Source organism: Bradyrhizobium sp. USDA 4506 (assembly GCF_054058795.1).
In genome coordinates, this window is record NZ_JBSSBM010000002.1 from 8,181,397 (window position 1) to 8,204,128 (window position 22,732).

Annotated in this window: 21 protein-coding genes; 13 read left to right on the forward strand and 8 right to left on the reverse strand. The window is 64.9% G+C overall.

What is annotated here, in order from left to right; genetic code table 11:
* Nucleotides 1–134: 134 nt before the first annotated feature.
* Entirely contained in the window at nt 135–563 is a 429-nt protein-coding gene (locus tag ACVIHF_RS40690) for a hypothetical protein (protein WP_456793713.1), read from the reverse strand.
* A gap of 253 nt (nt 564–816) precedes the next feature.
* Nucleotides 817–1,200, reverse strand: a complete 384-nt coding sequence (locus ACVIHF_RS40695) for a winged helix-turn-helix domain-containing protein (RefSeq protein ID WP_016846469.1) — start codon at nt 1,198–1,200, stop codon at nt 817–819.
* Between the two features lie 161 nt (nt 1,201–1,361).
* Between ACVIHF_RS40695 and ACVIHF_RS40700 the strand changes: the two genes are divergently transcribed.
* The 3 genes from ACVIHF_RS40700 to ACVIHF_RS40710 all read left to right on the forward strand — a co-directional run bounded on the left by ACVIHF_RS40700 (nt 1,362) and on the right by ACVIHF_RS40710 (nt 4,862).
* Complete coding sequence (locus ACVIHF_RS40700) at nt 1,362–2,489, forward strand: alkene reductase (RefSeq protein WP_456793714.1); 1,128 nt, start codon at nt 1,362–1,364, stop codon at nt 2,487–2,489.
* Nucleotides 2,490–2,551: 62 nt separating this feature from the next.
* A complete protein-coding gene (locus ACVIHF_RS40705) occupies nt 2,552–3,067 on the forward strand; it encodes a GFA family protein (protein WP_456793715.1) in 516 nt (171 codons plus the stop codon).
* Between the two features lie 130 nt (nt 3,068–3,197).
* Nucleotides 3,198–4,862, forward strand: a complete 1,665-nt coding sequence (locus ACVIHF_RS40710) for a thiamine pyrophosphate-binding protein (protein WP_456793716.1) — start codon at nt 3,198–3,200, stop codon at nt 4,860–4,862.
* A gap of 282 nt (nt 4,863–5,144) precedes the next feature.
* Here the strand turns inward: ACVIHF_RS40710 and ACVIHF_RS40715 are convergent, their stop codons facing one another.
* Entirely contained in the window at nt 5,145–6,524 is a 1,380-nt protein-coding gene (locus ACVIHF_RS40715; protein ID WP_456793717.1) for an LLM class flavin-dependent oxidoreductase, read from the reverse strand.
* A 237-nt stretch (nt 6,525–6,761) separates the two neighbouring features.
* Between ACVIHF_RS40715 and ACVIHF_RS40720 the strand changes: the two genes are divergently transcribed.
* The 3 genes from ACVIHF_RS40720 (at nt 6,762) to ACVIHF_RS40730 (ending at nt 10,790) form a co-directional block, all read left to right on the forward strand.
* The gene (locus ACVIHF_RS40720) at nt 6,762–8,141 is read left to right on the forward strand and encodes a M20 family metallopeptidase (RefSeq protein ID WP_456793718.1); all 1,380 of its coding nucleotides are present in this window, start codon (nt 6,762–6,764) and stop codon (nt 8,139–8,141) included.
* Between the two features lie 267 nt (nt 8,142–8,408).
* A complete protein-coding gene (locus ACVIHF_RS40725; protein ID WP_310883306.1) occupies nt 8,409–9,698 on the forward strand; it encodes an MFS transporter in 1,290 nt (429 codons plus the stop codon).
* 246 nt (nt 9,699–9,944) lie between these two features.
* Nucleotides 9,945–10,790 carry an IclR family transcriptional regulator gene (locus ACVIHF_RS40730; RefSeq protein WP_310883305.1) on the forward strand — a complete coding sequence of 282 codons (846 nt, stop codon included), beginning with the start codon at nt 9,945–9,947 and terminating at the stop codon, nt 10,788–10,790.
* A 234-nt stretch (nt 10,791–11,024) separates the two neighbouring features.
* On the opposite strand, the gene ACVIHF_RS40735 is transcribed toward ACVIHF_RS40730, so the two are convergent.
* The 3 genes from ACVIHF_RS40735 to ACVIHF_RS40745 form a co-directional block, all read right to left on the reverse strand.
* Nucleotides 11,025–12,533 (reverse strand): tripartite tricarboxylate transporter permease, encoded by a 1,509-nt coding sequence (locus tag ACVIHF_RS40735; protein ID WP_310883304.1) that lies wholly within the window; start codon nt 12,531–12,533, stop codon nt 11,025–11,027.
* Between the two features lie 6 nt (nt 12,534–12,539).
* Nucleotides 12,540–13,025, reverse strand: coding sequence for a tripartite tricarboxylate transporter TctB family protein (locus tag ACVIHF_RS40740; protein WP_028332964.1), 486 nt, complete (start codon nt 13,023–13,025; stop codon nt 12,540–12,542).
* Between the two features lie 155 nt (nt 13,026–13,180).
* Nucleotides 13,181–14,146, reverse strand: a complete 966-nt coding sequence (locus tag ACVIHF_RS40745) for a Bug family tripartite tricarboxylate transporter substrate binding protein (protein WP_038384272.1) — start codon at nt 14,144–14,146, stop codon at nt 13,181–13,183.
* Between the two features lie 387 nt (nt 14,147–14,533).
* On the opposite strand from ACVIHF_RS40745, the gene ACVIHF_RS40750 reads away from it, so the two are divergent.
* The 7 genes from ACVIHF_RS40750 (at nt 14,534) to ACVIHF_RS40780 (ending at nt 20,329) form a co-directional block, all read left to right on the forward strand.
* Entirely contained in the window at nt 14,534–14,950 is a 417-nt protein-coding gene (locus ACVIHF_RS40750) for a hypothetical protein (protein ID WP_310883303.1), read from the forward strand.
* Nucleotides 14,947–15,810 (forward strand): alpha/beta fold hydrolase, encoded by an 864-nt coding sequence (locus tag ACVIHF_RS40755; protein ID WP_456777677.1) that lies wholly within the window; start codon nt 14,947–14,949, stop codon nt 15,808–15,810. Before ACVIHF_RS40750 ends, ACVIHF_RS40755 begins: the two co-directional genes overlap by 4 nt.
* 30 nt (nt 15,811–15,840) lie before the next feature.
* On the forward strand, nt 15,841–16,758 hold the full coding sequence (locus tag ACVIHF_RS40760) for an amino acid ABC transporter substrate-binding protein (RefSeq protein ID WP_057015477.1): 918 nt from the start codon (nt 15,841–15,843) through the stop codon (nt 16,756–16,758).
* A 151-nt stretch (nt 16,759–16,909) separates the two neighbouring features.
* Complete coding sequence (locus ACVIHF_RS40765) at nt 16,910–17,641, forward strand: amino acid ABC transporter permease (protein ID WP_050385176.1); 732 nt, start codon at nt 16,910–16,912, stop codon at nt 17,639–17,641.
* Nucleotides 17,642–17,643: 2 nt separating this feature from the next.
* On the forward strand, nt 17,644–18,336 hold the full coding sequence (locus tag ACVIHF_RS40770; protein ID WP_225162205.1) for an amino acid ABC transporter permease: 693 nt from the start codon (nt 17,644–17,646) through the stop codon (nt 18,334–18,336).
* A gap of 69 nt (nt 18,337–18,405) precedes the next feature.
* The gene (locus tag ACVIHF_RS40775; RefSeq protein ID WP_057015476.1) at nt 18,406–19,137 is read left to right on the forward strand and encodes an amino acid ABC transporter ATP-binding protein; all 732 of its coding nucleotides are present in this window, start codon (nt 18,406–18,408) and stop codon (nt 19,135–19,137) included.
* Between the two features lie 331 nt (nt 19,138–19,468).
* On the forward strand, nt 19,469–20,329 hold the full coding sequence (locus tag ACVIHF_RS40780; protein WP_028332971.1) for a D-amino-acid transaminase: 861 nt from the start codon (nt 19,469–19,471) through the stop codon (nt 20,327–20,329).
* 242 nt (nt 20,330–20,571) lie between these two features.
* Here the strand turns inward: ACVIHF_RS40780 and ACVIHF_RS40785 are convergent, their stop codons facing one another.
* Both ACVIHF_RS40785 and ACVIHF_RS40790 read right to left on the reverse strand, forming a co-directional pair.
* The gene (locus tag ACVIHF_RS40785) at nt 20,572–21,030 is read right to left on the reverse strand and encodes a carboxymuconolactone decarboxylase family protein (protein ID WP_057015474.1); all 459 of its coding nucleotides are present in this window, start codon (nt 21,028–21,030) and stop codon (nt 20,572–20,574) included.
* Nucleotides 21,031–21,057: 27 nt separating this feature from the next.
* Complete coding sequence (locus ACVIHF_RS40790) at nt 21,058–22,674, reverse strand: MDR family MFS transporter (RefSeq protein WP_310883301.1); 1,617 nt, start codon at nt 22,672–22,674, stop codon at nt 21,058–21,060.
* Nucleotides 22,675–22,732 lie beyond the last annotated feature (58 nt).

Here is a 22,732-nt window from a genome sequence, read left to right on the forward strand (position 1 = left end):
TTGCATCGAAGATGCAATCCGGGTGAGGGGGTATTTCGGCCGGAATCGAGGTTTTTCGAGCGTGGGTCTGCTCGCGCAAACTGTGCAAAAGCCCAAGGCGATCAGGAGACTGAACCTATCGCCAGCACGTTGCCTCAGGTGTCAAGCGACTCCTCCCACTCAGAGCCAAACACCCAGGACAGCGCGGAAAGCTTGCCGCTCAGCAAGCCCCATTCGAAGTCATCCCATCCTAAATTCTTCTTGCCGTATTTTCGCTCTATGCGCCGCGCCGCCTTGCGGGCAGTTGCCATGATCGGCTTCTGGGCCTCAGTCAGGGTCTCTTCGCCGGTTTCGAGACGATAGAGCCAATTCTGGTGCCTATTCCACCAGACTTTTTCCCAGAACTCGTTGTAGGCGGCGAGGATCGCTTTATCGCCACGGCGAAGGATCATCGGCCACACCTCGCCATCGGTTTCATCCGACGGTAGACATGACGTATCTGTCGATTCAGTTGTTGATCGATATCTGATCTCTCTATGGTAGCACAACCGAGCGGCATGGGTTATTTCGGTGACCTTACCCATATCCTCGCCTCAAACGCCCGTTCTTCCGCTGCCTGGTACGTTGCTATAAGAAAATCGATAGCCCAAAAGCCTGTGGTGCGGAGAGAAGCCCTTACCGCAATGCCTAGATGATTTCGGAATATTAGAAGAATATCCCTGATTTGCCCGACGCGTCAAGTTGGGTTGTCGAACGCCGGCCGTCGCCGGCTCCTTTGCATGGGGTTGTTTTCGATATTTTCGTAAGCGCCCCAGCGACAGCCGCCGGTTCCTGCGTTCACCGCCCCGCGGCCTTCTTCGGCTTGCCGATGTCGCTGCGCAGCGCCTCGAGATCCTTGCGTACGGCGCTTGCCGCGTCGCGCTCGATCTTGCGGTAGCGTGCCACCAAGGAGAGGCCGAACGGGGTCAGCACCGCGCCGCCGCCATTCTTGCCGCCGGTCTGCCGTTCCACTGCCGCCTGCCGGCAGATGCGGTTGATCTCGTCGACCAGGTCCCAGGCGCGCTTGTAGCTCATGTCCATGGCGCGGCCGGCAGCGGAGATCGAGCCGCATTCCTTGATCCGCTCAAGCAGCAGGATCTTGCCCGGCCCGATCCGGTCCTCGGCATCGAGGTCGATGCGGACGCTGAGGGAGGGGAGCGATGAGGCGCTCGATTTCGACATGGGAGACCTGTTCTCGTGGCAACAGATTGCCACTACCCGCTTTCATGAACAAGATGAACCCGTTAGATAACGGGCATGATCCGGAAAAGTGGGTACCGGTTTTCCGGGCGGATCATGCCCAGACTACAATGGGAAATGACACAAGATTAATTGGGGCAGGCATGAATCCTCCGTCGCTGTTCTCTCCGCTCAAGATCGGTCCCTACCAGCTCGAACATCGCGTCGTGATGGCGCCGCTGACGCGGATGCGGGCGGCGCGGCCGAGCCTCGCGCCGCGGCCGATGAACGCGGAATATTACGCGCAGCGCGCCACGCCGGGCGGCTTGCTGATCGCGGAGGCCTCGCCGGTGGTTGCCACCGGCTTCGGCAATCCCGGTGTTCCCGGCATCTACAGCGAGGCCCAGATCGCGGGCTGGCGCGAGGTGGTGGATGCCGTGCACGCCAAAGGCGGCTTGATCTTCCTGCAGCTCTGGCACGTCGGCCGCGTCTCGCATTCCTCGTTCCAGCCGGGCGGCGCGCTGCCGGTGGCGCCGTCGGCGGTGGCGATCCCCTCCGAGTTCAAGTGCATGACGGCGGACGGCAAGGTGGTCGATTACGAGACGCCGCGCGCGCTCGAGACCGACGAGGTCGCCCTGATGGTCGAGGCCTACCGGCAAGGCGCGAAGAACGCGCTCGCCGCCGGCTTCGACGGCGTCGAGGTTCACGGCGCCAATGGCTATCTGATCGAGCAGTTCCTGCAGTCGCGCAGCAATCTGCGCACCGACCGGTACGGTGGCTCGATCGAGAACCGCGTCCGCTTCCTGATGGAGGTGACGCAGGCGGTGACCGAGATCTGGGGCGCGAGCCGCGTCGGCGTGCGGCTCTCGCCGTACGGCATCGCCAATGGCAGCGGCGAGGCCGACCCGATGCCGCTCTACAGCCACGCCATCACGGCGCTGGACAAGCTCGGGCTCGCCTATCTGCATTTCATCGAGCCGCGCGCCTCGGGCACCGGGCGTGCCGAGGTCGATTGGCAGAACGTGCCGTCCGCGATGGTGCTGTACCGCCCGATGTGGAGCGGCGTGCTGATCACGGCCGGCAATTTCGTCAGCGAAACCGCACAGAGCGCGGTCGCCGAAGGCCATGCAGATGCGATCGCGTTCGGCCGCTACTTCATCTCCAACCCGGACCTGCCGCGCCGTCTGCAGCGCGGCTATCCACTGACCAAGTACAACCGCGCCACCTTCTATGCCGGCGAGGAGAAGGGCTACACGGATTATCCGGTGCACGACGAATTGGCGCAGGCGTAACTCTTCGTAGCCCGGATATCGCTTCGCTCGTCCGGGCAACAACGCCTTGATGGGGGACCGCGATGTTTCCGGACGACGAGTTCGAGCCGACCAAGAAACCAAAGCCTGTGGCGCTGGCGAAGCCCGCGGCCGGCCAATGCCTGTGCGGCAAGGTGCGGTTCGAGATCGACGTGCCGGCACGTTGGGCCTGGCATGATCACAGCGCCGCCAGCCGTCGTGCGCACGGCGCGGTTTATGCGACCTATGTCGGCAGCTGGAAGAAGCGCTTCCGCATCACGCAAGGCGAAGGCGAGCTGTCGCGTTACGAGGACGCGAAAAGCAAGACCGCGCGCAGCTTCTGCGCCAATTGCGGCACGCCCATCATCTACGAACGCGCGCGGTCGCCGCACATGGTCAACATCCCGCGCGCGCTGTTCTCCGGGCGCACCGGCCGGCAGCCGCTCTATCACATCGCGATCGAGGAACTGCAGGAATGGGCCTACACCGGCGAGCCGCTGGTGCCGCTGAAGGGCTATCCCGGCGTGGTCTGGCAGCGCTCGAAAAAGAAGAAGCGCAGCGAGCGTGAGGGGATGTTCTAGCGAGTGCTTCACCTCAGGCGCGCGCCTGCGGAATGCGGCCATGACCGCCCGCTCGATTGCTCCAGCTGCGCAAGTTTGGTCATCTCCCTCGATCCCCGTCGGTCAACGCGCCGACAGGCCTGGAGGGAACATGAAGAATCGCATTACCGGCCGCTCGGCATTTTTGGCGCTGCTGAAGGATGAGGGCGTCACCCATCTGTTCGGCAATCCCGGCACCACCGAATTGCCGATCATGCACGCGCTGAAGGACCATCCCGATCTCACCTATGTGATGGCGATGCAGGAGAGCCTGGTGGTCGCGATGGCCGACGGCTTCAGCCGCGCCTCCGGCAAGCTGGTCGCCTGCAACGTCCATGTCGCGCCGGGCCTCGGCAACGCGATGGGCTCGCTCTACAATGCGAGCTTCACCGGCACGCCGTTGATCTTGACCGCCGGTCAGCAGGAACAGGGCCATGGTCTGACCGAACCGGTGCTCTACGGTCCGCTGGTGCAGATGGCGACGCCGCTGGTGAAATGGGCGGTCGAGGTGACGCGCCTCGAAGACCTGCCGCGGATCGTGCGCCGTGCCGCCAAGATCGCGACCACGCCGCCGACCGGGCCGGTGTTCATCTCGCTGCCCGGCGACATCCTCAATTCCGAAGCCGGCATCGAGCTCGGCCGCTCCACCCGGATCGACACCCGGGTGCGGCCGTCGGAGGATTCCCTCAAGGCGCTGGCCGCGCGCATCCTGAAAGCGGAGCGTCCGGTGATCGTCGTCGGCGACGAGATCGTGAAAAGCGATGCGCTGCGCGAGGCGGCCGATCTTGCCGAGACGCTTGGCTGTCCGGCCTGGCAATCGCCGACGCCCTATGGTTCGCATTTCCTGTCCGAAAGCCCGAGCTTCATGGGCGCGATCGCGCGGCTGCAGAAGGTCGCGCGCGACGTGCTGGCGCCACATGATCTGTTGATCGCGCTCGGCGGCGATCCGCTGCGGATGTCTGTTTACAGCGAGGTCGATCCGCTGCCGGACGGGCTCTCGGTCGTGCAGGTCGGCCTGGTCGACAGCGACCTTGCCAGGAACTACGGCGCCGAGATCGCGGTGAAGGCGGACGTCAAGGAAACGCTGCGCGCGCTGGTGCCGGCGTTGAAGGAGGCCGGCGGCGGCGCGCTGGAGACGCGTGCCAGGCAGGGACTCGCGGCCTTGTCGACGAAGAACTGGGCGGCGAAGCGCAAGGCGCTGGTCGAGCAGATCTCGAAGGCGAGCCAGACCTCGCCGATCAATCCGGACTGGCTGGCGCTGCAGGTCGTGGAGGCGATGCCCGACGACGCGATCCTGGTGGACGAGGGCCTGACCTCGTCGCGCCAGATCATCGGCTTGCGGCCGCATCGCGACCGCTACGGCTATCACGCGCTGGCATCCGGCGGCATCGGCTGGGGCCTGCCGGCCGCGGTCGGCGTCAGCCTCGCCAATCCAGAGCGTCCGGTGGTGTGCTATTCCGGCGACGGCTCGTCGATGTATTCGATCCAGTCGCTGTGGACCGCAGCCAATCACAAGCTGCCGCTCAACTTCGTCATCGTCAACAATGGCGGCTACCGCATCATCAAGCAGCGCCTGCTCGCCTTCCACGGCGACGACAACTATGTCGGCATGGACTTCATCGACCCGCCGGTCGATTTCACCGGCGTCGCGCGCTCGCTTGGGCTCGAGGCGATCAAGGTCACCGATCCGCAGGAGCTGAAGGGTGTGATGAAGTCGGCGTTCAGCCGTCCGGGCGCGAAGCTGATCGAGGTGGTGGTGAGCAATTCGGTGAATTGAGATTTCGCTGCGTGCTCAATCCATCCCCGTCACGCTGAGGAGCGCGAAGCGCGTCTCGAAGGGTGCACGGCCCGGCCGGTGGCCGTCGATCCTTCGAGACGCGCGCAAGAGCGCGCTCCTCAGGATGACGGGATCGTGAGCTGTGCTTAACCTGGTCATTGCGACGAGCGGAGCGACGAAGCAATCCATCGTTCCACACAAGCGGAAGGATGGATTGCTTCGCTGAGCCTGTCATCCGGCGGCGCTTCGCGCCGACCGGGTGGCTCGCAATGACGGGGCTGGCTACGTCGTCGTCTTCTTCACCCGATACCGACTCGCCGGATGCGTCGCGTCGAGCCTCGCACGCCCTGCGCCGAACAGCTTCTCCCGCAAGGTGCCCTTCGCATACTCGCGCTTGTAGCGGCCGCGCTTGACGAGCTCCGGCACCAGCATGTCGGCGATGTCCTCGAAATCGCCGGGTGAGATCGCAAACGCGACATTGAGGCCGTCGACGTCGGTGTCCTCGAACCATTGCTCGATCTTGTCGGCGACCTGCTCCGGCGAGCCGACCACCACGGGGCCGGCGCCGCCGATGCCGACATGCTCGGCGACCTCGCGCACGGTCCAGACCCGGTCGGGATCGGCGCGGGTGACGTTGTCCATCGCGGAACGACCGGCGTCGTTCTGCACGTGGCGCACTTCCTGGTCGAGCGAATAGGTCGAGAAGTCGACGCCGGTCCAGCCCGACATCAGCGCCAGTGCGCCCTCATGGCTGATATGGCGGCGATACTCGGCGTACTTCGCCTTCGCCTCCGCCTCGGTCGGCGCCACCACGACGCACATCATCGAGAACATCAGGATCTCGGCCGGGTTGCGGCCCTTCGCGGCGGCGAGCTCGCGGATCGCCGAAACGCGCGGACCGATCACCTTCGCCGACGGTCCCGACATGAACACGCATTCGGCGTGCTCGGCGGCGAACTGCCGGCCGCGCGGCGAGGTGCCGGCCTGGTAGAGCACCGGCGTGCGCTGCGGCGACGGCTCCGACAGGTGGATCGCGTTGAGCCGGTAGTTGTTGCCGTCATGGTGTACCGGATGCACCTTGCTCGGATCGGTGAAGATGCCGCGCGCGACGTCGCGGATCGCGGCGTCGTCCTCCCAGCTGCCTTCCCAGAGCTTGTAGACCAGCTCCATATATTCGTCGGCGAGCTCGTAGCGGTCGTCATGCGCGGTCTGCTTGTCCTTGCCGGCGCCGCGCGCGGCGGAATCGAGATAGCCGGTCACCACGTTCCAGCCGACCCGGCCATTGGTCAGATGATCGAGCGTCGACATCCGCCGCGCGAACGGGTAGGGCGGCTCGAAGGAGAGATTGCTGGTGACACCAAAGCCGAGATTTTCGGTCACCGCCGCCATCGCCGGGATCAGCATCAATGGCTCGTTGGCCGGGGTCTGCGCCGCGTTGCGCAGCGCCGCATCCGGATTGCCGGCATAGACGTCGTAGACGCCGAGCACGTCGGCGAGGAACAGCCCGTCGAACCGGCCGCGCTCCAGCGTCTTCGCCAGATCGATCCAGTAGGAAAGCTTGTTGTAGTCCTTGGTGCGGTCGCGCGGATGGGTCCACAGCCCCGGCGACTGATGCGCCACGCAGTTCATGGCAAAGGCGTTGAGCCGGATTTGTTTTGTCATTGTCGAAACCTTGGTCGAAACCTTGCGCGCCGCTTCGAATGCTGCCCGGTCGATGCCGGGCGTCCCGCTTCAACTTGTTGCGACTTCCCACGTTTTGGCAAGGCCCATTCGCATTTCGCGCCCTTCCGGTCGCGAGCCGATCCCGATAGGTTGCGCCCCTCCAGAAGCATGATCGGGACGCAAAGCGTGGCGTTCCGGTGCGATCATGCCACGACGCGACCGGACGAAGGAACAATCATGGCGACACGGGCCGACGCAATCGCAAAGGTGCGAGAGCATTTTCAATCGGGAGAGTTCTTGAAGGAACTGGACCGCAGGGTCGGCTACCAGACCGAGAGCCTGAATGCCGACAAGGCCGATGCGCTGCGCGCCTATCTGGTGGAGAATCTGCAACCGGCCTTCGCCGAGCTCGATTTCAAGACCCACCTGATCGAGTCGCCGACCGGCCGCGGGCCCTATCTGATTGCCGACTATCAGGAAGACGCTTCGCGGCCGACCGTGCTGACCTACGGCCATGGCGACGTCGTCGACGGCATGGTCGGCGAATGGCGCGACGGGCTCAATCCGTGGCAGACCACGGTCAAGGGCGAGCGCGTCTATGGCCGCGGCACCGCCGACAACAAGGGCCAGCATTCGATCAACATGGCGGCGCTGCGCGCGGTGAAGCAGGCGCGCGGCGGCAAGCTCGGCTTCAATGCCAAATTCATCATCGAGACCGGCGAGGAGATCGGCTCGCCCGATCTGCGCGAGGTCTGCGAGGCGCATCGCGAGGAGCTGAAGGCCGACCTGTTCATTGCCTCCGACGGGCCGCGGCTGTCGGCGGAGCGGCCGACCATCTTCCTCGGCTGCCGCGGCGGCAACCGCATCCATCTCGACGTCAATCTGCGCGAGGGCGGCAACCATTCCGGCAATTGGGGCGGCGTGCTCGCCAACCCTGCCACGATCCTGGCGAGCGCGATCGCGAGCCTGGTCGACGGCAAGGGTCGCATGAAGCTCGAAATCCTCAAGCCCCCGCCGATCTCGAACCGCGTCCGCGCCGCGCTCGCCGACGTCGAGGTCAAGCCGACGGCGGACGAACCGGCGCTGGCGGAAGATTGGGGCGAGGAGGGCCTGACCGCGGCTGAGCGGCTCTACGCCTGGAACACGCTCGAAGTGCTGGCGATGTCGTCGGGCAATATCGAAAAGCCCGCCAACGCGATTCCCGGCAAGGCCAACGCCGTGCTGCAGCTCCGCTTCGTCGTCGGCACCCGGCATCTCGAGGTGATCGACGCAGTGCGGGATCATCTGCACAACAACGGCTTTCCGATGGTCGAGGTCTCCGGCACGCAGCGCTTTGCCGCCTCGCGCACCGACATGGACAGCCCGTGGATCGACTGGGCGGCGAACTCGATCCGCGCCACCACCGGCAAGGCGCCGGCGGTGCTGCCGAACTTCGGCGGCTCGCTGCCGAACGACGTGTTCTCCGAAGGCCTCGGCCTGCCGACGATCTGGGTGCCGCATTCCTATCCGGGCTGCTCGCAGCACGCCCCCGACGAGCACATCCTGCTGCCGGTGACCGAGGAGGCGCTGACCATCATGGCCGGCCTGTTCTGGGATCTCGGCGAGGCAAAGCGTTAAGGTCGAAGGACGGGCGCGCTTTTTCCCCGTCATCCCCGCGCAAAGGCTTCGCCTTTGTCGCTGGAGGTGCGAGCGGAGCGAGCCTCGAAGGATGCACGGCCCCGCCGGTGACCGTCGATCCTTCGAGACGCGGCAGACGCCGCTCCTCAGGATGACGGGGAGGATGTGAATGGCCGGGCTTAGGCGAGCGGACGCAACGCCGTTCTTCGAACGTATAAGCCCGGGTGCAACGCGTTGAAAGAGTGCCGACACGGCCAAGGAAATTTGATGACACTATCGACATCGACGCCGCTTACCTCCGAAGCCGACGCCACCACGAAGAAAAACATCACCCGCCTGATCGTCGCGACTTCGGTCGGCAATGCGCTCGAATGGTACGACATCTCGGTCTATGCCTATTTCGCGGTGTATCTCTCCAAGGCGTTCTTCCCGGCCAATGATCCGACCACCTCGCTGCTGTTGACCTTCGGCAGCTTCGGCCTGTCGTTTCTGATCCGCCCGATCGGCGGTGTCGTGCTCGGCGCCTATGCCGACCGGCACGGCCGCAAGGCCTCGCTGATGCTGTCGATCGTGCTGATGACGCTGGGCACGCTGGTGCTGGCGCTGATGCCGACCTATCAGACCATCGGCATCCTGGCGCCGATCGCGGTGCTGCTGGCGCGGCTGGTGCAGGGCTTTTCCGCCGGCGGCGAGTTCGGCTCCTCGACCGCGTTCCTGGTCGAGCACATGCCGGAGCGGCGCGGTTTCGTGGCGAGCTGGCAGTTCGCGAGCCAGGGCGTCAGCGGTCTGTTGGGCGCGGGCTTCGGTGCGCTCCTGACCTCGCTGATGAGCCCGGAGGATCTGCAGTCCTGGGGCTGGCGGCTGCCGTTCCTGTTCGGCGTCCTGATCGGCCCGGTCGGCATCTACATCCGCAACCACGTCGACGATGCGACCCCGCCGCCGGCGGCGAAGAAGGAATCGCCGGTCAGGGAAGTGTTCGCGCGGCAGAAGCTCGCCACGATGCTCGCGATCGGCGCGCTCGCGGTGTCGACCGCGGTCAACTATTTGATCGTCTACATGCCGACCTATGTGGTGAAGACGCTCAACCTCGCGCCATCGGTCGGCTTCATCGCCTCGTTCGCCGCGCAGACCGCGGTTGCGCTGCTGGCGCCGATCGCAGGCATGGTCTCCGACAAGATCGGACGCACCACCCACATGATCCTGTTCGCGCTGCTGCTGCTGGTGTCGATCTTCCCGGCCTTCCTCTTGCTCACCGGCAAGCCGACGCCGATGATCATCCTGATCGGCGTGCTCTGGCTCGGCGTCCTGAAGTCGCTGTACTACGGGCCGCTCGCCGCGCTGATGTCGGAACTGTTTCCGGCGGCGACGCGTGCGACCGGGCTCGGTCTCAGCTACAATATCGGCGTCACCTTGTTCGGCGGCATGGGGCCGGCGATCATGACCTGGATGGGCGGCTTCGCGCCGATCGGCGAGCTCGCGCCGGGCTACTATCTCACCGCCGTCTGCATCCTCAGCCTCTGCGCGCTGTTCACGATCCGCAGGCTGCGGCTGGCGTAGCGCATGATCCGAAAAGTGCGAAGCGGTTTTTCGAAAGGATCATGCTAACCGCATCAGATTTCGTGATGCGAAATTCAAATATCCTTATTGTTGCACAGCAGCGTAGATAGTCGAAATCAAAGTTTCATCTGACGAAAGTATACGGTGTCCGGCGCACGTCATCCGTCCTAGGATGATGTCCGCCGGGCGCGTCTAAACGTCGTGCGCGGTTCAGGATTTGGAATTGACGGCAAGGAAGGCCAGGGCATGAACGCCTCCACGACTGCGACCGCACGGACCAGCCGCAAGAGGCCACTGCCGGAGCCGGGCCAACCCGACAAGTTCAACGCGATCCAGAAGGTCTGCGCGATCCTGCGCGTGCTGGCGCAGCGCTCGCCGTTGCGGCTCACCGACATCGCCGACTCCACCTCGCTGAACAAGGCGACGGCGCTGCGCATTCTCAACTCGCTGATTGAGGAAGGCTTCGTCAGCCGCGTCGCCGGCGCCAAGACCTATGAGCTCGGCCAGGAGGCGCGGGTGATGGCGGTCGGCGCGCGCCGTTCGGTCGACATCGCCGAGCTGGCGCAGCCGAGCCTGCTCCGGCTGTCGGAGCGCTCGGCCGATACGGCGCTGCTGTCGGTGCGCTCCGGCGTTGAGGCGCTTTATCTGGCGCGCTCGGTCGGCAACCATCCGCTGCAGCCGAACTATCTGCAGATCGGCAGCCGCCGTCCGCTCGGCGTCGGCGCCGGCGCGCTGGCGCTGCTGGTCTGGCTGCCGGATGCCGAGATCGAGGCTGTGATCGAGGTGATCGTGCCGCGGCTGGCGAAATCGCCGCGCATCACGCCAAAGTTCCTGCGCGAGCGGATCGCCATGGCACGCAAGGCCGGCCACACCGTGCTGATCGACGCCGCGTTCCCCGGCATGGGCGGCGTCGGCGTGCCGGTCCGCGACGATGCCGGCGAGGTGGTCGCCGCACTCTCGATCGGCGCCGCGTCCGACCGCATCCGCCGCCGCGAAGGCGAGCTCGCCGACATGCTGAAGAAGGAAGCCCAGGTGCTGGCCCGCGCACTGGCCCAGGCGCCGAAGAATGGGCGGGGCGTGAAGGCGAGTTGAATGGTCCCGCGCTATCCGTCGCCTCTCCCCGCGTGCGGGGAGAGGCCGCAACGCATCGTCAGATGCGTTGCGGGTGAGGGGGAGCCTCCGCGGATACTGCTATCACCGTGCCTGCGGAGGCAGCCCTCACCCCAACCCTCTAAGAGCGAGCTCCGCTCGTCTCGACCCCGTAAGAACGGGGCGAGGGGGCGCGCTGCCGGCGTGGCTGCTTCTCAACCCGATCCAGCCTCGCTCCTACGCCCCCTCATCCAGCGCCACCAGCTCGCGCTTCTTGCGCAGCGAGGGCAGCAGCGGGCCGACCAGCAGCACCAGCGCGAAGGCGAGGCAGATCGCCGAGATCGGCCGTTCCACGAAGGTCATGAGGTTGCCCTGGGAGAGGATCAGCGACTTGCGCAGATTGTTCTCCAGCATCGGCCCGAGCACGAAGGCCAGCACCAGCGGCGCCGGCTCGTAGCCGAGTTTGCGCATGAAATAGCCGATCACGCCGAACGCGATCATGACGTGGACGTCGAACACGTTGTTGCTGGAGCAATAGACGCCGATGATCGTGAACAGGATGATCAGCGGGAACAGCACGTTGTAGGGCAGCCGCAGCAGCTGCACCCACATGCCGATCATCGGCAGGTTGAGCACCAAGAGCATCAGGTTGCCGATATACATGCTGGCGACGATGCCCCAGAACAGCGTCGGGTTCTGCGAGATCATCAACGGTCCGGGCTGCAGGCCGTGGATCACGAAGGCGCCGAGCAGCAGCGCCATCACCACGTTCGGTGGGATGCCGAGCGTCATCAGCGGAATGAAGGCGCCGCCGGCCGCGGAATTGTTGGCCGATTCAGGCCCCGCGACGCCCTCGATCGCGCCGTGGCCGAAGCGCTCCGGATGCTTCGAGAGCCGCTTCTCCAGCGCGTAGGAGGCGAACGATGCCACCACGGCGCCGCCGCCGGGCAGGATGCCGAGGAAGAAGCCGAGCACCGTGCCGCGCGCCACCGGTCCGGCGCTGGCCTTCCAGTCCTCCTTGCTCGGCAGCAATTGGTTGATCCTGGTCTTGATGATGTCGCGCTTGATCGCTTGCTCGGTGTTGAGCAGCACCTCGGCGACGCCGAACAGGCCCATCACGACCGGCACGAGGCCGATGCCGTCGATCAGCTCGAGGCGGCCGAAGGTCAGCCGCGGCTGCGCCGTGATGCTGTCGAGCCCGACCAGGCCGAGCACGACGCCGATGCAGGCCATCAACAGCGCCTTGGCCATCGAGCCCTGGGTGAGGAATGTCAGCACCACGAGGCCGAGCACCATCAGGCTGAAATATTCGGCCGGCCCGAACGCGATCGCGACGCTGGCAAGCGAGGGCGCCACCAGCATCAGGGCGATCAGCGCAAAGGTGCCGGCGATGAACGAGCCGAAGGCGGAGATGCCGAGCGCGGGGCCGGCGCGGCCCTGCTTGGCCATCTGGTGGCCGTCGATGCAGGTGACGACGGAAGCCGCTTCGCCGGGGATATTGACCAGGATCGAGGTGGTCGATCCGCCATACATCGAGCCGTAATAGATGCCGGCCATCATGATGATGCCGGATTCCGGCGTGCCGGACAGCGTCACCGGCAGCAGCAGCGACATTGCCGAGATCGGGCCGATGCCGGGCAGCACGCCGACCAGCGTGCCGATGAACACGCCGATGAAGCAGTAGAGCAGGTTGACCGGCAGCAGCGCGACGCCGAGGCCGTGGGCGACGTTGACGAGGGTATCCATGGGCGCTCAACCGATCTCGAACATGCCGCTCGGCAGCTGGATCGCGAGCAGGTGCTTCAGCACCCACCACATCCCGAGCGGGGCAAGGATGGACAGCGGGATCGCCAGCGACCAGCGCACCGGATCGATCACGCGGAGCAGCAACAGCATCAGCGGGATCGCCGACAGCAGGAAGCCGAGCGGCTCCAGCGCAAAGGCGAACGCGGTGAGGCAGACGATGACCAGCACCGGCTTGCCCCAGCGCGCATTCTCCCAGCGCGAGGCGAAGGTCGGGCCGCCCTCGGTGACCGCCGCGATCATGATCGAGGCCGCGAACACGCACATCAGGATGCCGGTGTAGAACAGCACGTAGCCGGAGCCGGGATCGTTGATGGTGCCGAGCTTCAGCTTGAGGCCCGACCAGATCACGAAGGCGCCGAGCCCGAGCCCGATCAGCCCGCCCCAGAGCTCGGAGTTGTTGAGGCGGAATTTGACGTTGGTTTGGTCTGTCATGGGATGTGCTCTCGTCAAGTCGCGAGGTGGGGCATCGACCTATCCCCGTCATTGCGAGCGAAGCGAAGCAATCCATTTCACCGCATGTGCGGAAGGATGGATTGCTTCGTCGCTTCGCTCCTCGCAATGACGGGCGGAGGCTTCGCGGCCGGTCCTTACTTCTTCGCCAGCCCCAGCGTGTCGATCACCTTGCGCTCGGACTCGGTGACCTCGCCCACGAACTTCTTGTAGTCCTCGGTGTTCTTGTAGTTCGGCACCATGTCGTATTTGGCGAGCGTCGCGATCACCGCCGGGTCCTCGATCGCCTTCTTGAAGGCATCGTGCAGCTTGGCGACGATCTTGGGGTCCATGCCCTTGGGGCCGGCGATGCCGAACGGCGAGTCATAGACCATGGGGTAGCCGAGCTCCTTCAGCGTCGGCACGTCGGGATAGTTCGGCGAGCGCGCGCCGGTCCATACCATCAACAGGCGGAGCTTGCCGGCATCGACCAGCGGCCGCCAGCCGGTGGAATCCGCCTGCAGCATGGTGTGCTGGCCGAGCACGGCGGCATTGGTCTCGGCGCCGCCCTTGAACGGCACCTGGGTCAGCTTGATCCCGGCCATCAGGGCGATCTGCTCCATGCCGACATGCAGCGAGGTGCCGGTGCCGGGCGTCGCATAGGTCACCTTGCCCGGGTTCTTCTTGGCGAAATCGACCACGTCCTGCCAGGTCTTGAACTGCGACTCCGCGTTGGTGGTGACGCCGAAGGTGTAGCCGGTGAGGTGAATGATGTAGGAGAAATCCTTCGCCGGATCCCACGACACCTCCTGCATCAGGGGCAGGCGGAACACGGTGATCGGGATCTGGGCGATGGTGTAGCCGTCGGGCTTGGCGCCGGCGGCCATCGTCGCGGGACCCACGGTGCCGCCGCCGCCGGCCTTGTTGTCGACCGCGATCGGCTGGCCCAGCACCTTCGAGGCGCTCTCGGCGATCGCGCGCATCGAGATATCGGTCGAGCCGCCCGCCGGCCATGGCACGATCAGCGTGATCGGCTTGGTCGGATAGTCCTGCGCGAGCGCCGCTGTTGACACCAGCATGCCGGCGGCGGCGAGCAGGACCATCAAGCGATTGCGGTGCGACATCTCGATCTCTCCCTTATGACCGCGTTCGATCGCGGCCGCGTCTTGTTCGGTGTTGGCAATGATCGTCCCTGTCATGCTGGGACCGAGCGCATTGGACAGAACGGGGCGGGCAACGGAAGCGCGAATTGCGCTCGAAGCGCCGGCTGCGACAATTGGTCTGCCGCGATTTGGCGCGACCTGCCGAGCCGCGGAATTCAATCGGCCTTTGGTCGGACGGATTGGCCGTTCCTCGCAATGTGCCGGGAGGGCGCGGGGTGTGCGCGCCTGACCGGCAAGCCGGGTTTGGTCAAGCGAATAATCAAGGGAACCCAAAGGCATCGGCGCCTTGCGGGATTGCGCGCTTGCCGTCATCATGGCGCCGCCCGCTGCAGGAACGCCGCCCGACAGATGACGCCATCGCCTGACGCCACCGACGACGCTGTGACGAGGGCGTTTGCCGGCCTTCCCGCATTGCTCGACGAGGCCCCTCGGCTGCTTGCGCGCGGGCGGCTGCTTGATTGCGACTGCCTGATCGGCCCGATGGCGCGGCCGTTTCATGCCGCGATCCGGGCCGGGCGCATCGTCGAGCTTGCGCCTTCGCCGGTCCTGATGCGCTCCTGGCGCTTTTCCTATCGCGCGACGCCGCAGGCCTGGTCCGCCTATTGGCAGGCCGAGCCGAAGCCCGGCTGGCACGATCTGCTGGCGTTGACCAAGCGCGGCGAGGCCGTGCTGGAAGGCGACCTGCATCCCTTCATGGCGCATCTGCAATACTTCAAGGACCTGCTGGCGCTGCCGCGGCAGCATTTCGCGGCGGCCGTATCATGAGCGGCAAGATCATGGACGGCCACATCGAGCCGATGGTCGGCCGCTACGTTCACGTCGAGATCGGCGGCGAGCTGCACCGGATCTATTTCGAGGAGAACGGCACGGGCATTCCGCTGGTCTGCCTGCACACCGCGGGATCGGATGCGCGGCAGTGGCGCCATCTGCTCGCGGATACGCAATTTGCCGAAAATTTCCGCATCATTGCCTTCGATATGCCCTGGCATGGCAAGTCGAATCCGCCGATGAGCTGGACCGGCGATGAATACCAACTCACCACTGCGCGCTACACCGAGACCATCCGCGCTTTCTGCCGTGCGCTGCGGCTGGAGAAGCCTGTCGTGATGGGCTGCTCGATCGGCGGCCGCATCGTGCTTAACCTTGCGATCGAGTATGCCGCCGAGTTCCGCGCGCTGATCGGGCTCGAGGCTGCCGATTTCCAGGCGCCGTGGTATGATACGAACTGGCTGAACCGGCCGGACGTTCACGGCGGCGAAGTCTGCGCCGCGCTGGTGTCCGGGCTGATCGCCCCGCAAAGCCCGGAGCCTGCGCGGATGGAAACGCTGTGGGCCTACAAGCAGGGCGGCCCCGGCGTGTTCAAGGGCGACCTGTATTTCTACCGTGTCGACGGCGACCTGCGCGGCCGGGTCGCGTCAATCGAGACTAAAGTATGCAACCTCTATCTGCTTACGGGCGAGTATGATTTCTCTTGCACGCCTGAGGACACGAGGCGGACGGCAGCGGCAATAGGGGGCGCCAGCGTCACGATCATGGAGCAGCTCGGTCATTTTCCGATGAGCGAGAATCCGGAACAGTTTCGCCGCTATATCGCACCCGTCCTCGCTGATATTCTCACGCACTAGAACGACCGTTTCCACGCAAGGAGTAGACGTATGACACGCAACTATCTGATCGGCTTCGCGCTCGCCGCCGCGCTGGGCGCGAGCCAGGCGCAAGCCCAGGAGCCGACCGGCACGCTGAAGAACATCAAGGACACCGGCGCGATCACGCTCGGCTACCGCGACTCCTCGATCCCGTTCTCCTATCTCGACGACAACCAGAAGCCGGTCGGCTACGCCATGGACATCTGCTACAAGATCGTCGATGCCGTGAAGAAGGAGCTGAAGCTCGACAAGCTCGAGGTCAAGCTCAACCCGGTGACCTCGGCGACCCGTATTCCGCTGATGGCCAACGGCACCGTCGACCTCGAATGCGGCTCGACCACCAACAATGCCGAGCGCCAGAAGCAGGTCTCCTTCACCAACAGCCACTTCCTGACCGCCAGCCGCTACGTCACCAAGAAGGCGAGCAAGATCAATTCGATCGACGATCTGAAGGGCAAGACGGTGGTCTCGACCGCCGGCACCACCAACATCAAGCAGCTCACCGAGGCCAACCTCGCGCGCGGGCTGAGCGTCAATATCATCCCGGCCAAGGATCATGCCGAGGCCTTCCTGATGGTCGAGACCGATCGCGCGGTCGCCTTCGTGATGGACGACATCCTGCTCGCGAGCCTCGTCGCCGGCTCGAAGTCGCCGGATGACTACGTGATCTCCAAGGACGCGTTCTCCAAGCCCGAGCCCTACGGCATCATGCTGCGCAAGGACGACGCGCCGTTCAAGAAGGTCGTCGACGCCGCAACCGCCGCGCTCTACACCAGCGGCGAGGGCCAGAAGATCTATGACAAGTGGTTCACCCAAAAGATCCCGCCGAAGGGCCTTAATCTCAACTCGCCGGCTGGACCGGAGATGAAGAAGCAGTTTGCGAAGCCGTCGGACTCTCCGGATCCAGATGCCTATCTGGTCAACTGACCGCTGTGTATGACCCGTCGTCCCTTTTGGGAGCGGGTCCTGAAAGTTAGCATGTCCGGCCATTTTTGGAGGAGAATGGCCGGACATTTGCATAGACGCCGCGCGCGATGCCGGCGTAATGCCGTGACCGGCACGGCCGCGTGGGGGACCTGTGAACTACAATTGGAACTGGCACATCTTCCTTGAGCCGAACCCGATGGGGACCGGCACCTATCTCGACCTGTTGCTGTCGGGGCTGGTGGTCACCGTCAAGGTGTCGGTGCTGGCCTGGATCATCGCGCTGGTGTCCGGCTCGGTGATCGGCGTGCTGCGCACGCTGCCGTCGCGGACCGCGTCGTGGATCGGCTTCTGCTGGGTCGAGTTCTTCCGCAACATGCCGCTCTTGGTGCAGCTGTTCCTGTGGTTCTTCGTGCTGCCCGAATTGTTGCCGCGGTCGGCCGGGCTGTGGCTGAAGCAACTGCCGAATGCGCCGTTCTGGACCGCCGCGATCGGCGTCGGCTTCTTCATGTCGGCGCGCGTCGCCGTGCAATTGCAGGCCGGCATCACCTCGCTGCCGCGCGGGCAGAAGCAGGCCTCGACCGCGCTCGGCCTCACCACGGTGCAGACCTATCGCTACGTGCTGCTGCCGATGGCATTCCGCATCATCCTGCCGCCGCTGACCTCCGAATTCCTCAACACCATCAAGAACAGCGCGGTCGCCATCACCATCGGCCTGATCGAACTGACCGGCCAGGCCCGCTCGATGCAGGAGTTCTCGTTCCAGGTGTTCGAGGCGTTCACGGCGGCAACCGTGCTCTACCTGCTCCTCAATTTCGTCGTGGTGACCGCGATGCGCTTCCTCGAGCGCTATGTCGCGATCCCCGGCTACATCACGGGCAAATGACGATGATCGGCAGTTTCGATTTCGACGTCATCCGCCGCTCGCTGCCCTACCTGTTCCTGGAGGGCATGCGCTTCACGCTGACCTTGACCGCGCTCGCAGCGTTCGGCGGCCTGGTGTTCGGCACCCTGATCGCCCTGATGCGGCTGTCGAGCTACAAGGTGCTCGGGCGCATCGCGGGCTTCTATGTCGACTTCATCCGCTCGCTGCCGCTGGTGCTGGTGATCTTCTGGTTCTACTTCCTGGTGCCGTATATCGGGCAGTGGCTGACCGGCGCGTCGCGGCCGATCACGGTCGGCGCCTTCGCCTCCTCGCTGATCACCTTTATTGCGTTCGAGGCGGCGTATTTCTCCGAGATCATGCGCGCCGGCATCCAGTCGATCTCGAAGGGCCAGCCGGCTGCGGCCAGCGCGCTCGGCCTGACCTACGCGCAGTCGATGCGCTACGTCGTGCTGCCGCAGGCGTTCCGCAACATGCTGCCGGTGCTGCTGACGCAGACCATCGTGCTGTTCCAGGACACCTCGCTGGTCTACGTGCTGTCGATCCCGGATTTCCTCGGCGCCGCCAGCAAGGTCGCGCAGCGCGACGGCCGCCTGGTCGAAATGTATCTGTTCGCCGCGCTGGTCTACTTCGTCATTTCCTGTATCGCGTCCTACGGCGTTCGCCGCCTGCAGGCGCGCATTGCCATCGTTCGCTGAGGCATGACCCGGAAAAGTGGGAACCGGTTTTCCGACAAGGTCATGCCTAAACAAAAAAGCTGAGCCATCATGATCGAGATCAACCACGTCAACAAATGGTACGGGCCGAGCTTCCAGGTGCTGAAGGACTGCACCACCAGCGTCGCCAAGGGCGAGGTGGTGGTGGTCTGCGGCCCGTCCGGCTCGGGCAAGTCGACCCTGATCAAATGCGTCAACGCGCTGGAGCCGATCCAGGGCGGCGACATCACGCTCGACGGCGTCAAGGTCAACGATCCCAAGACCGACCTGCCGAAGCTGCGCTCGCGCGTCGGCATGGTGTTTCAGCACTTCGAGCTGTTTCCGCATCTGCGCATCATCGACAATCTCCGCCTCGCACAGGAGAAGGTGCTCGGCCGCAAGTCTGAGGACGCCACCGCCAAGGGCATGAAGCTTCTGGAGCGCGTCGGGCTGAAGGATCATGCCAAGAAGTTTCCCGCCGAGCTGTCCGGCGGCCAGCAGCAGCGCGTCGCGATCGCCCGCGCGCTGGCGATGGACCCGATCGCGATGCTGTTCGACGAGCCGACCTCGGCGCTCGACCCGGAAATGATCAGCGAGGTGCTCGACGTGATGGTCGACCTCGCCCGCGAGGGCATGACCATGATGGTCGTGACCCACGAAATGGGCTTTGCCAACAAGGTCGCCGACCGCGTCATCTTCATGGACCGTGGCGAGATCGTCGAGGACGCCAAGAAGGCCGACTTCTTCGGCACGCCGCGCAGCGACCGCGCGCAGAAGTTCCTGTCGAAGATCCTGCAGCACTGAGGCCGGGGAGCGCCGGACGCCCCTCCGTCATTGCGAGGAGCTCGCAAATTGCAAGGCAATTTGCGCTGAAGCGACGAAGCAATCCATCCATCCGCGTAGGCGGCGCTATGGATTGCTTCGCTTCGCTCGCAATGACGTGGAGGGCCTGGCTGTCATTCCGGGATGGTCCGAGGGACCAGACCGCAGGTGCGCAATTGCGTACGGGGAATCTCGAGATTCCGGGTTCGGTGCTGCGCATCGCCCCGGAATGACGGCGGCTACAGGGTTTTCCCCCGTTAACAATTTGCGTATACGAAGGCCTGAAACCCCCTTCGTCCGCAGGAGAACTCGCGTGGAAAAGATCGCTTACGTCAACGGCTCGTTCGTGCCGCATTCGGAGGCCAAGGTCTCGGTCTTCGACCGCGGATTCCTGTTCGCCGACGGCATCTACGAGGTGGCGGCGGTGCTCGAGGGCAAGCTGATCGACAACGCCTCGCATCTGGCGCGGCTCAAGCGTTCGGTCGGCGAGATCCAGCTCGCGCTGCCGGAGACGCTGGAGCGGATCGAGGAGATCCAGAAGGAGTTGGTTGCGCGCAACGACCTCGTCAACGGCATGGTCTATCTCGAGGTCACCCGCGGCGCCGACAAGGGCCGCGACTTCGCCTTCCCGAAGGCCGACGTCAAGCCGACGCTCGTGATGTTCACCTCGGAAAAGGACATCATCAACGCGCCCTCGGCCAAGACCGGCATCAACGTCATCACGGTGCCCGACATTCGCTGGGAGCGGCGCGACATCAAGAGCGTGGCGCTGCTGGCGCAGGTGCTGGCCAAGCAGGCGGCCGCCGCGGCCGGCGCCGGCGAAGCCTGGATGATCGAGGACGGCAAGGTCACCGAGGGCGGCTCGTCCTCGTCCTTCATCGTCACCCAGGACGATGTCATCGTGACCCGGCAGAACGGCAACGAGATCCTGCCCGGCTGCACCCGCAAGGCGGTGGTCAAGCTCGCCGAGGAACGCCAGCTGCGCATCGAGGAGCGCGCCTTCACGATCGAGGAAGCGCTCGCTGCCAAGGAAGCCTTCATCACCAGCGCTTCCGTCTTCGTGCAGGGCGTGGTCGCGATCGACGGCAAGAAGGTCGGAGGCGGCAAGGTCGGCCCGATCACCGACCGCCTGCGCGAGATCTACGTCGAGTTCGCCCGCGCGACGGCGGTTTGACACTGCCTAGGGTGGGTTAGCGCAGCGTAACCCACCGACTTTGCTCACCGCGGAGAGAATGGTGGGTTACGTCTTCGGCTAACCCACCCTACGGTCTGCGCATCGCCTTGGCACCGTCACCCTGAGGTGGCCGCTTCTTCAGCGGCCCTCGAAGGGTCGACGGCCCGTCTGTGGCCGTGCATCCTTCGAGACGCCTGCTGCGCAGGCTCCTCAGGATGACGGGGATGGATCGTCCGCGCTGCTCACGCCGCCGCCTTCGCCTTCACCGGATGCACCGCGCGGAAGCCGATGGCGATCCGGTTCCAGGCGTTGATCGCGCCGATCAGCGTGGTCAGGTTGACCAGCTCGCTGTCCGAGAATTGGGCGCGCACGGCTTCATAGTCGGCGTCCGGCGCATGCGTCTCTGACACCAGCGTCAACGCTTCGGTCCAGGCCAGTGCCGCGCGCTCGCGCTCGCTGTAGAGCGGCGATTCGCGCCAGGCGTTGAGCAAATAGAGCCGCTGCTCGGTCTCGCCGTGCTTGCGGGCATCCTCGGTGTGCATGTTGATGCAGTAGGCGCAGCCGTTGATCTGCGAGGCGCGGGTCTTGACCAGCTCGATCAGCGATTGCTCGAGGCCGCTCGCAGCGATCTGGTTTTCGACTGCGACCAGCGCTTTGATGGTCTCGGGTGCGGCCTGGTAGAAGTTCATGCGGGGCTTCATGGTCGTTCTCCGTGGTTGTGGCTTGGGTTAGTGCGCACCGCCGCCAGCGAGCTGGCCCGGCTTCTTCAGGAAGAGTGTCGCCGCGAGTGCGATGATCAGCGCGACGCCGAGCAGGTAGAAGGTATCACTGAAGGCGAGGATGTAGGCCTGCTTCTGCACGACCTTGCCGATCGCCGCGATTGCGCGGTGGGCGGCCGCGGCCTGGTCGGCGACGCCGTGGTTCATGAAATACTGCGTCAGCTGCTCAATCCGGTTGCGCGTGGCCTGTTCCAGCAGCGAGACCGACTGCATCAGTACGTTGGAGTGATATTGCTCGCGCTTGGTCAGCAGCGTCTGCAGCACGGCGATGCCGACCGCGCCGCCGAGGTTGCGCATCATGTTGAACAGCGCGGAGGCCGAGCCCGCGTTCTCCAGCTCGATGCCCGCGGTCGCAACCGCCGACAGCGGCGCCATCACCAGCGCCTGGCCGATGGCGCGGACGATGTTGGGCCAGAACAGCTGGTCGGTGGCGTAGTCGTTGGTCATGAAGATGTTCATGAAGTTGGAGCCGGCGAACAGCGCGAAGCCGACGCCGATGATGATGCGGGGGTCGAAGCGCTGCATCAGCCGCGGCACCAGCGGGATCAGCACGAGCTGCGGCAGCCCGGTCCAGGCCAGCACCATGCCGATCTGCTCGGCATTGTAGCCCTGGATGCGCGACAGGTACTGCGGCAGGATGAACACCGAGCCGTACAGCGCGATGCCAAGCAGGAAGTTGGCCAGCATGCCGAAGCCGAAATTGCGGCGGGCGAGCAGGCGCAAATTGAGCAGCGGCTTCTCGACGGTGAACTCGACCATCAGGAAGGCGGCCAGCGCGACGGCGGCGATCACCGACAGGCGGACGATGAAGGGCGAGCCGAACCAGTCGTCCTTGTTGCCTTCCTCCAGCACGGTCTGCAGCGCGGCGAGGCCGATCGCCATGGTGATGATGCCGAGCCAGTCGCCCTGGCGGATCAGAGACGGCTTCATCGGGCTCGGATCGAGCGAGACGTAGAGCATCGCGATCATCACGGCGCCCGGCACCAGATTGACATAGAAGATGTACTGCCAGCCCCAGTTCTCGGTGAGGTAGCCGCCGATGGTCGGGCCGATCGCCGGCGCGAACGTCGCCGACAGGGCGAACAGCGCGAGCCCGATCGGCTGCTTGGCCTTCGGCAGCAGCGTGATGATCAGCGTGAATGCCATCGGGATCAGCACGCCGCCGGTGAAGCCTTGCACCGCGCGCAGCGCGATCATCTGCGGCAGGTCCTGCGCCAGCGCGCACGCCGCCGAGAACACCAGGAACAGGAACGCATTGGTGAGCAGATAGATGCGCACCGAGAACACCTGCGCGAGCCAGCCGGAGAGCGGGATCACCACGATCTCGGCGATCAGATAGGAGGTCGAGATCCAGCCGCCGTCGTCGATCCCGGCGCCGATCGCGCCTTGCACATCGGCGAGCGAGGCGTTGACGATCTGGATATTGAGCACGGCCATGAACGCGCCGAGCGTCGCCCCGATCACCGCGATCCAGGTTTTCGTGGGGATCGCCGGCGCCGCCGGCGCTGCGGGGGCGGGGAGCGCGGCGGCGTTCGCTGCGTCGGCTGTGGGCTGAAGTGCGGTCATCGGCGTGTTCTCTGGCTCACACACGCAAGATGTATTAGGCGGGCACTTTCGATAATCC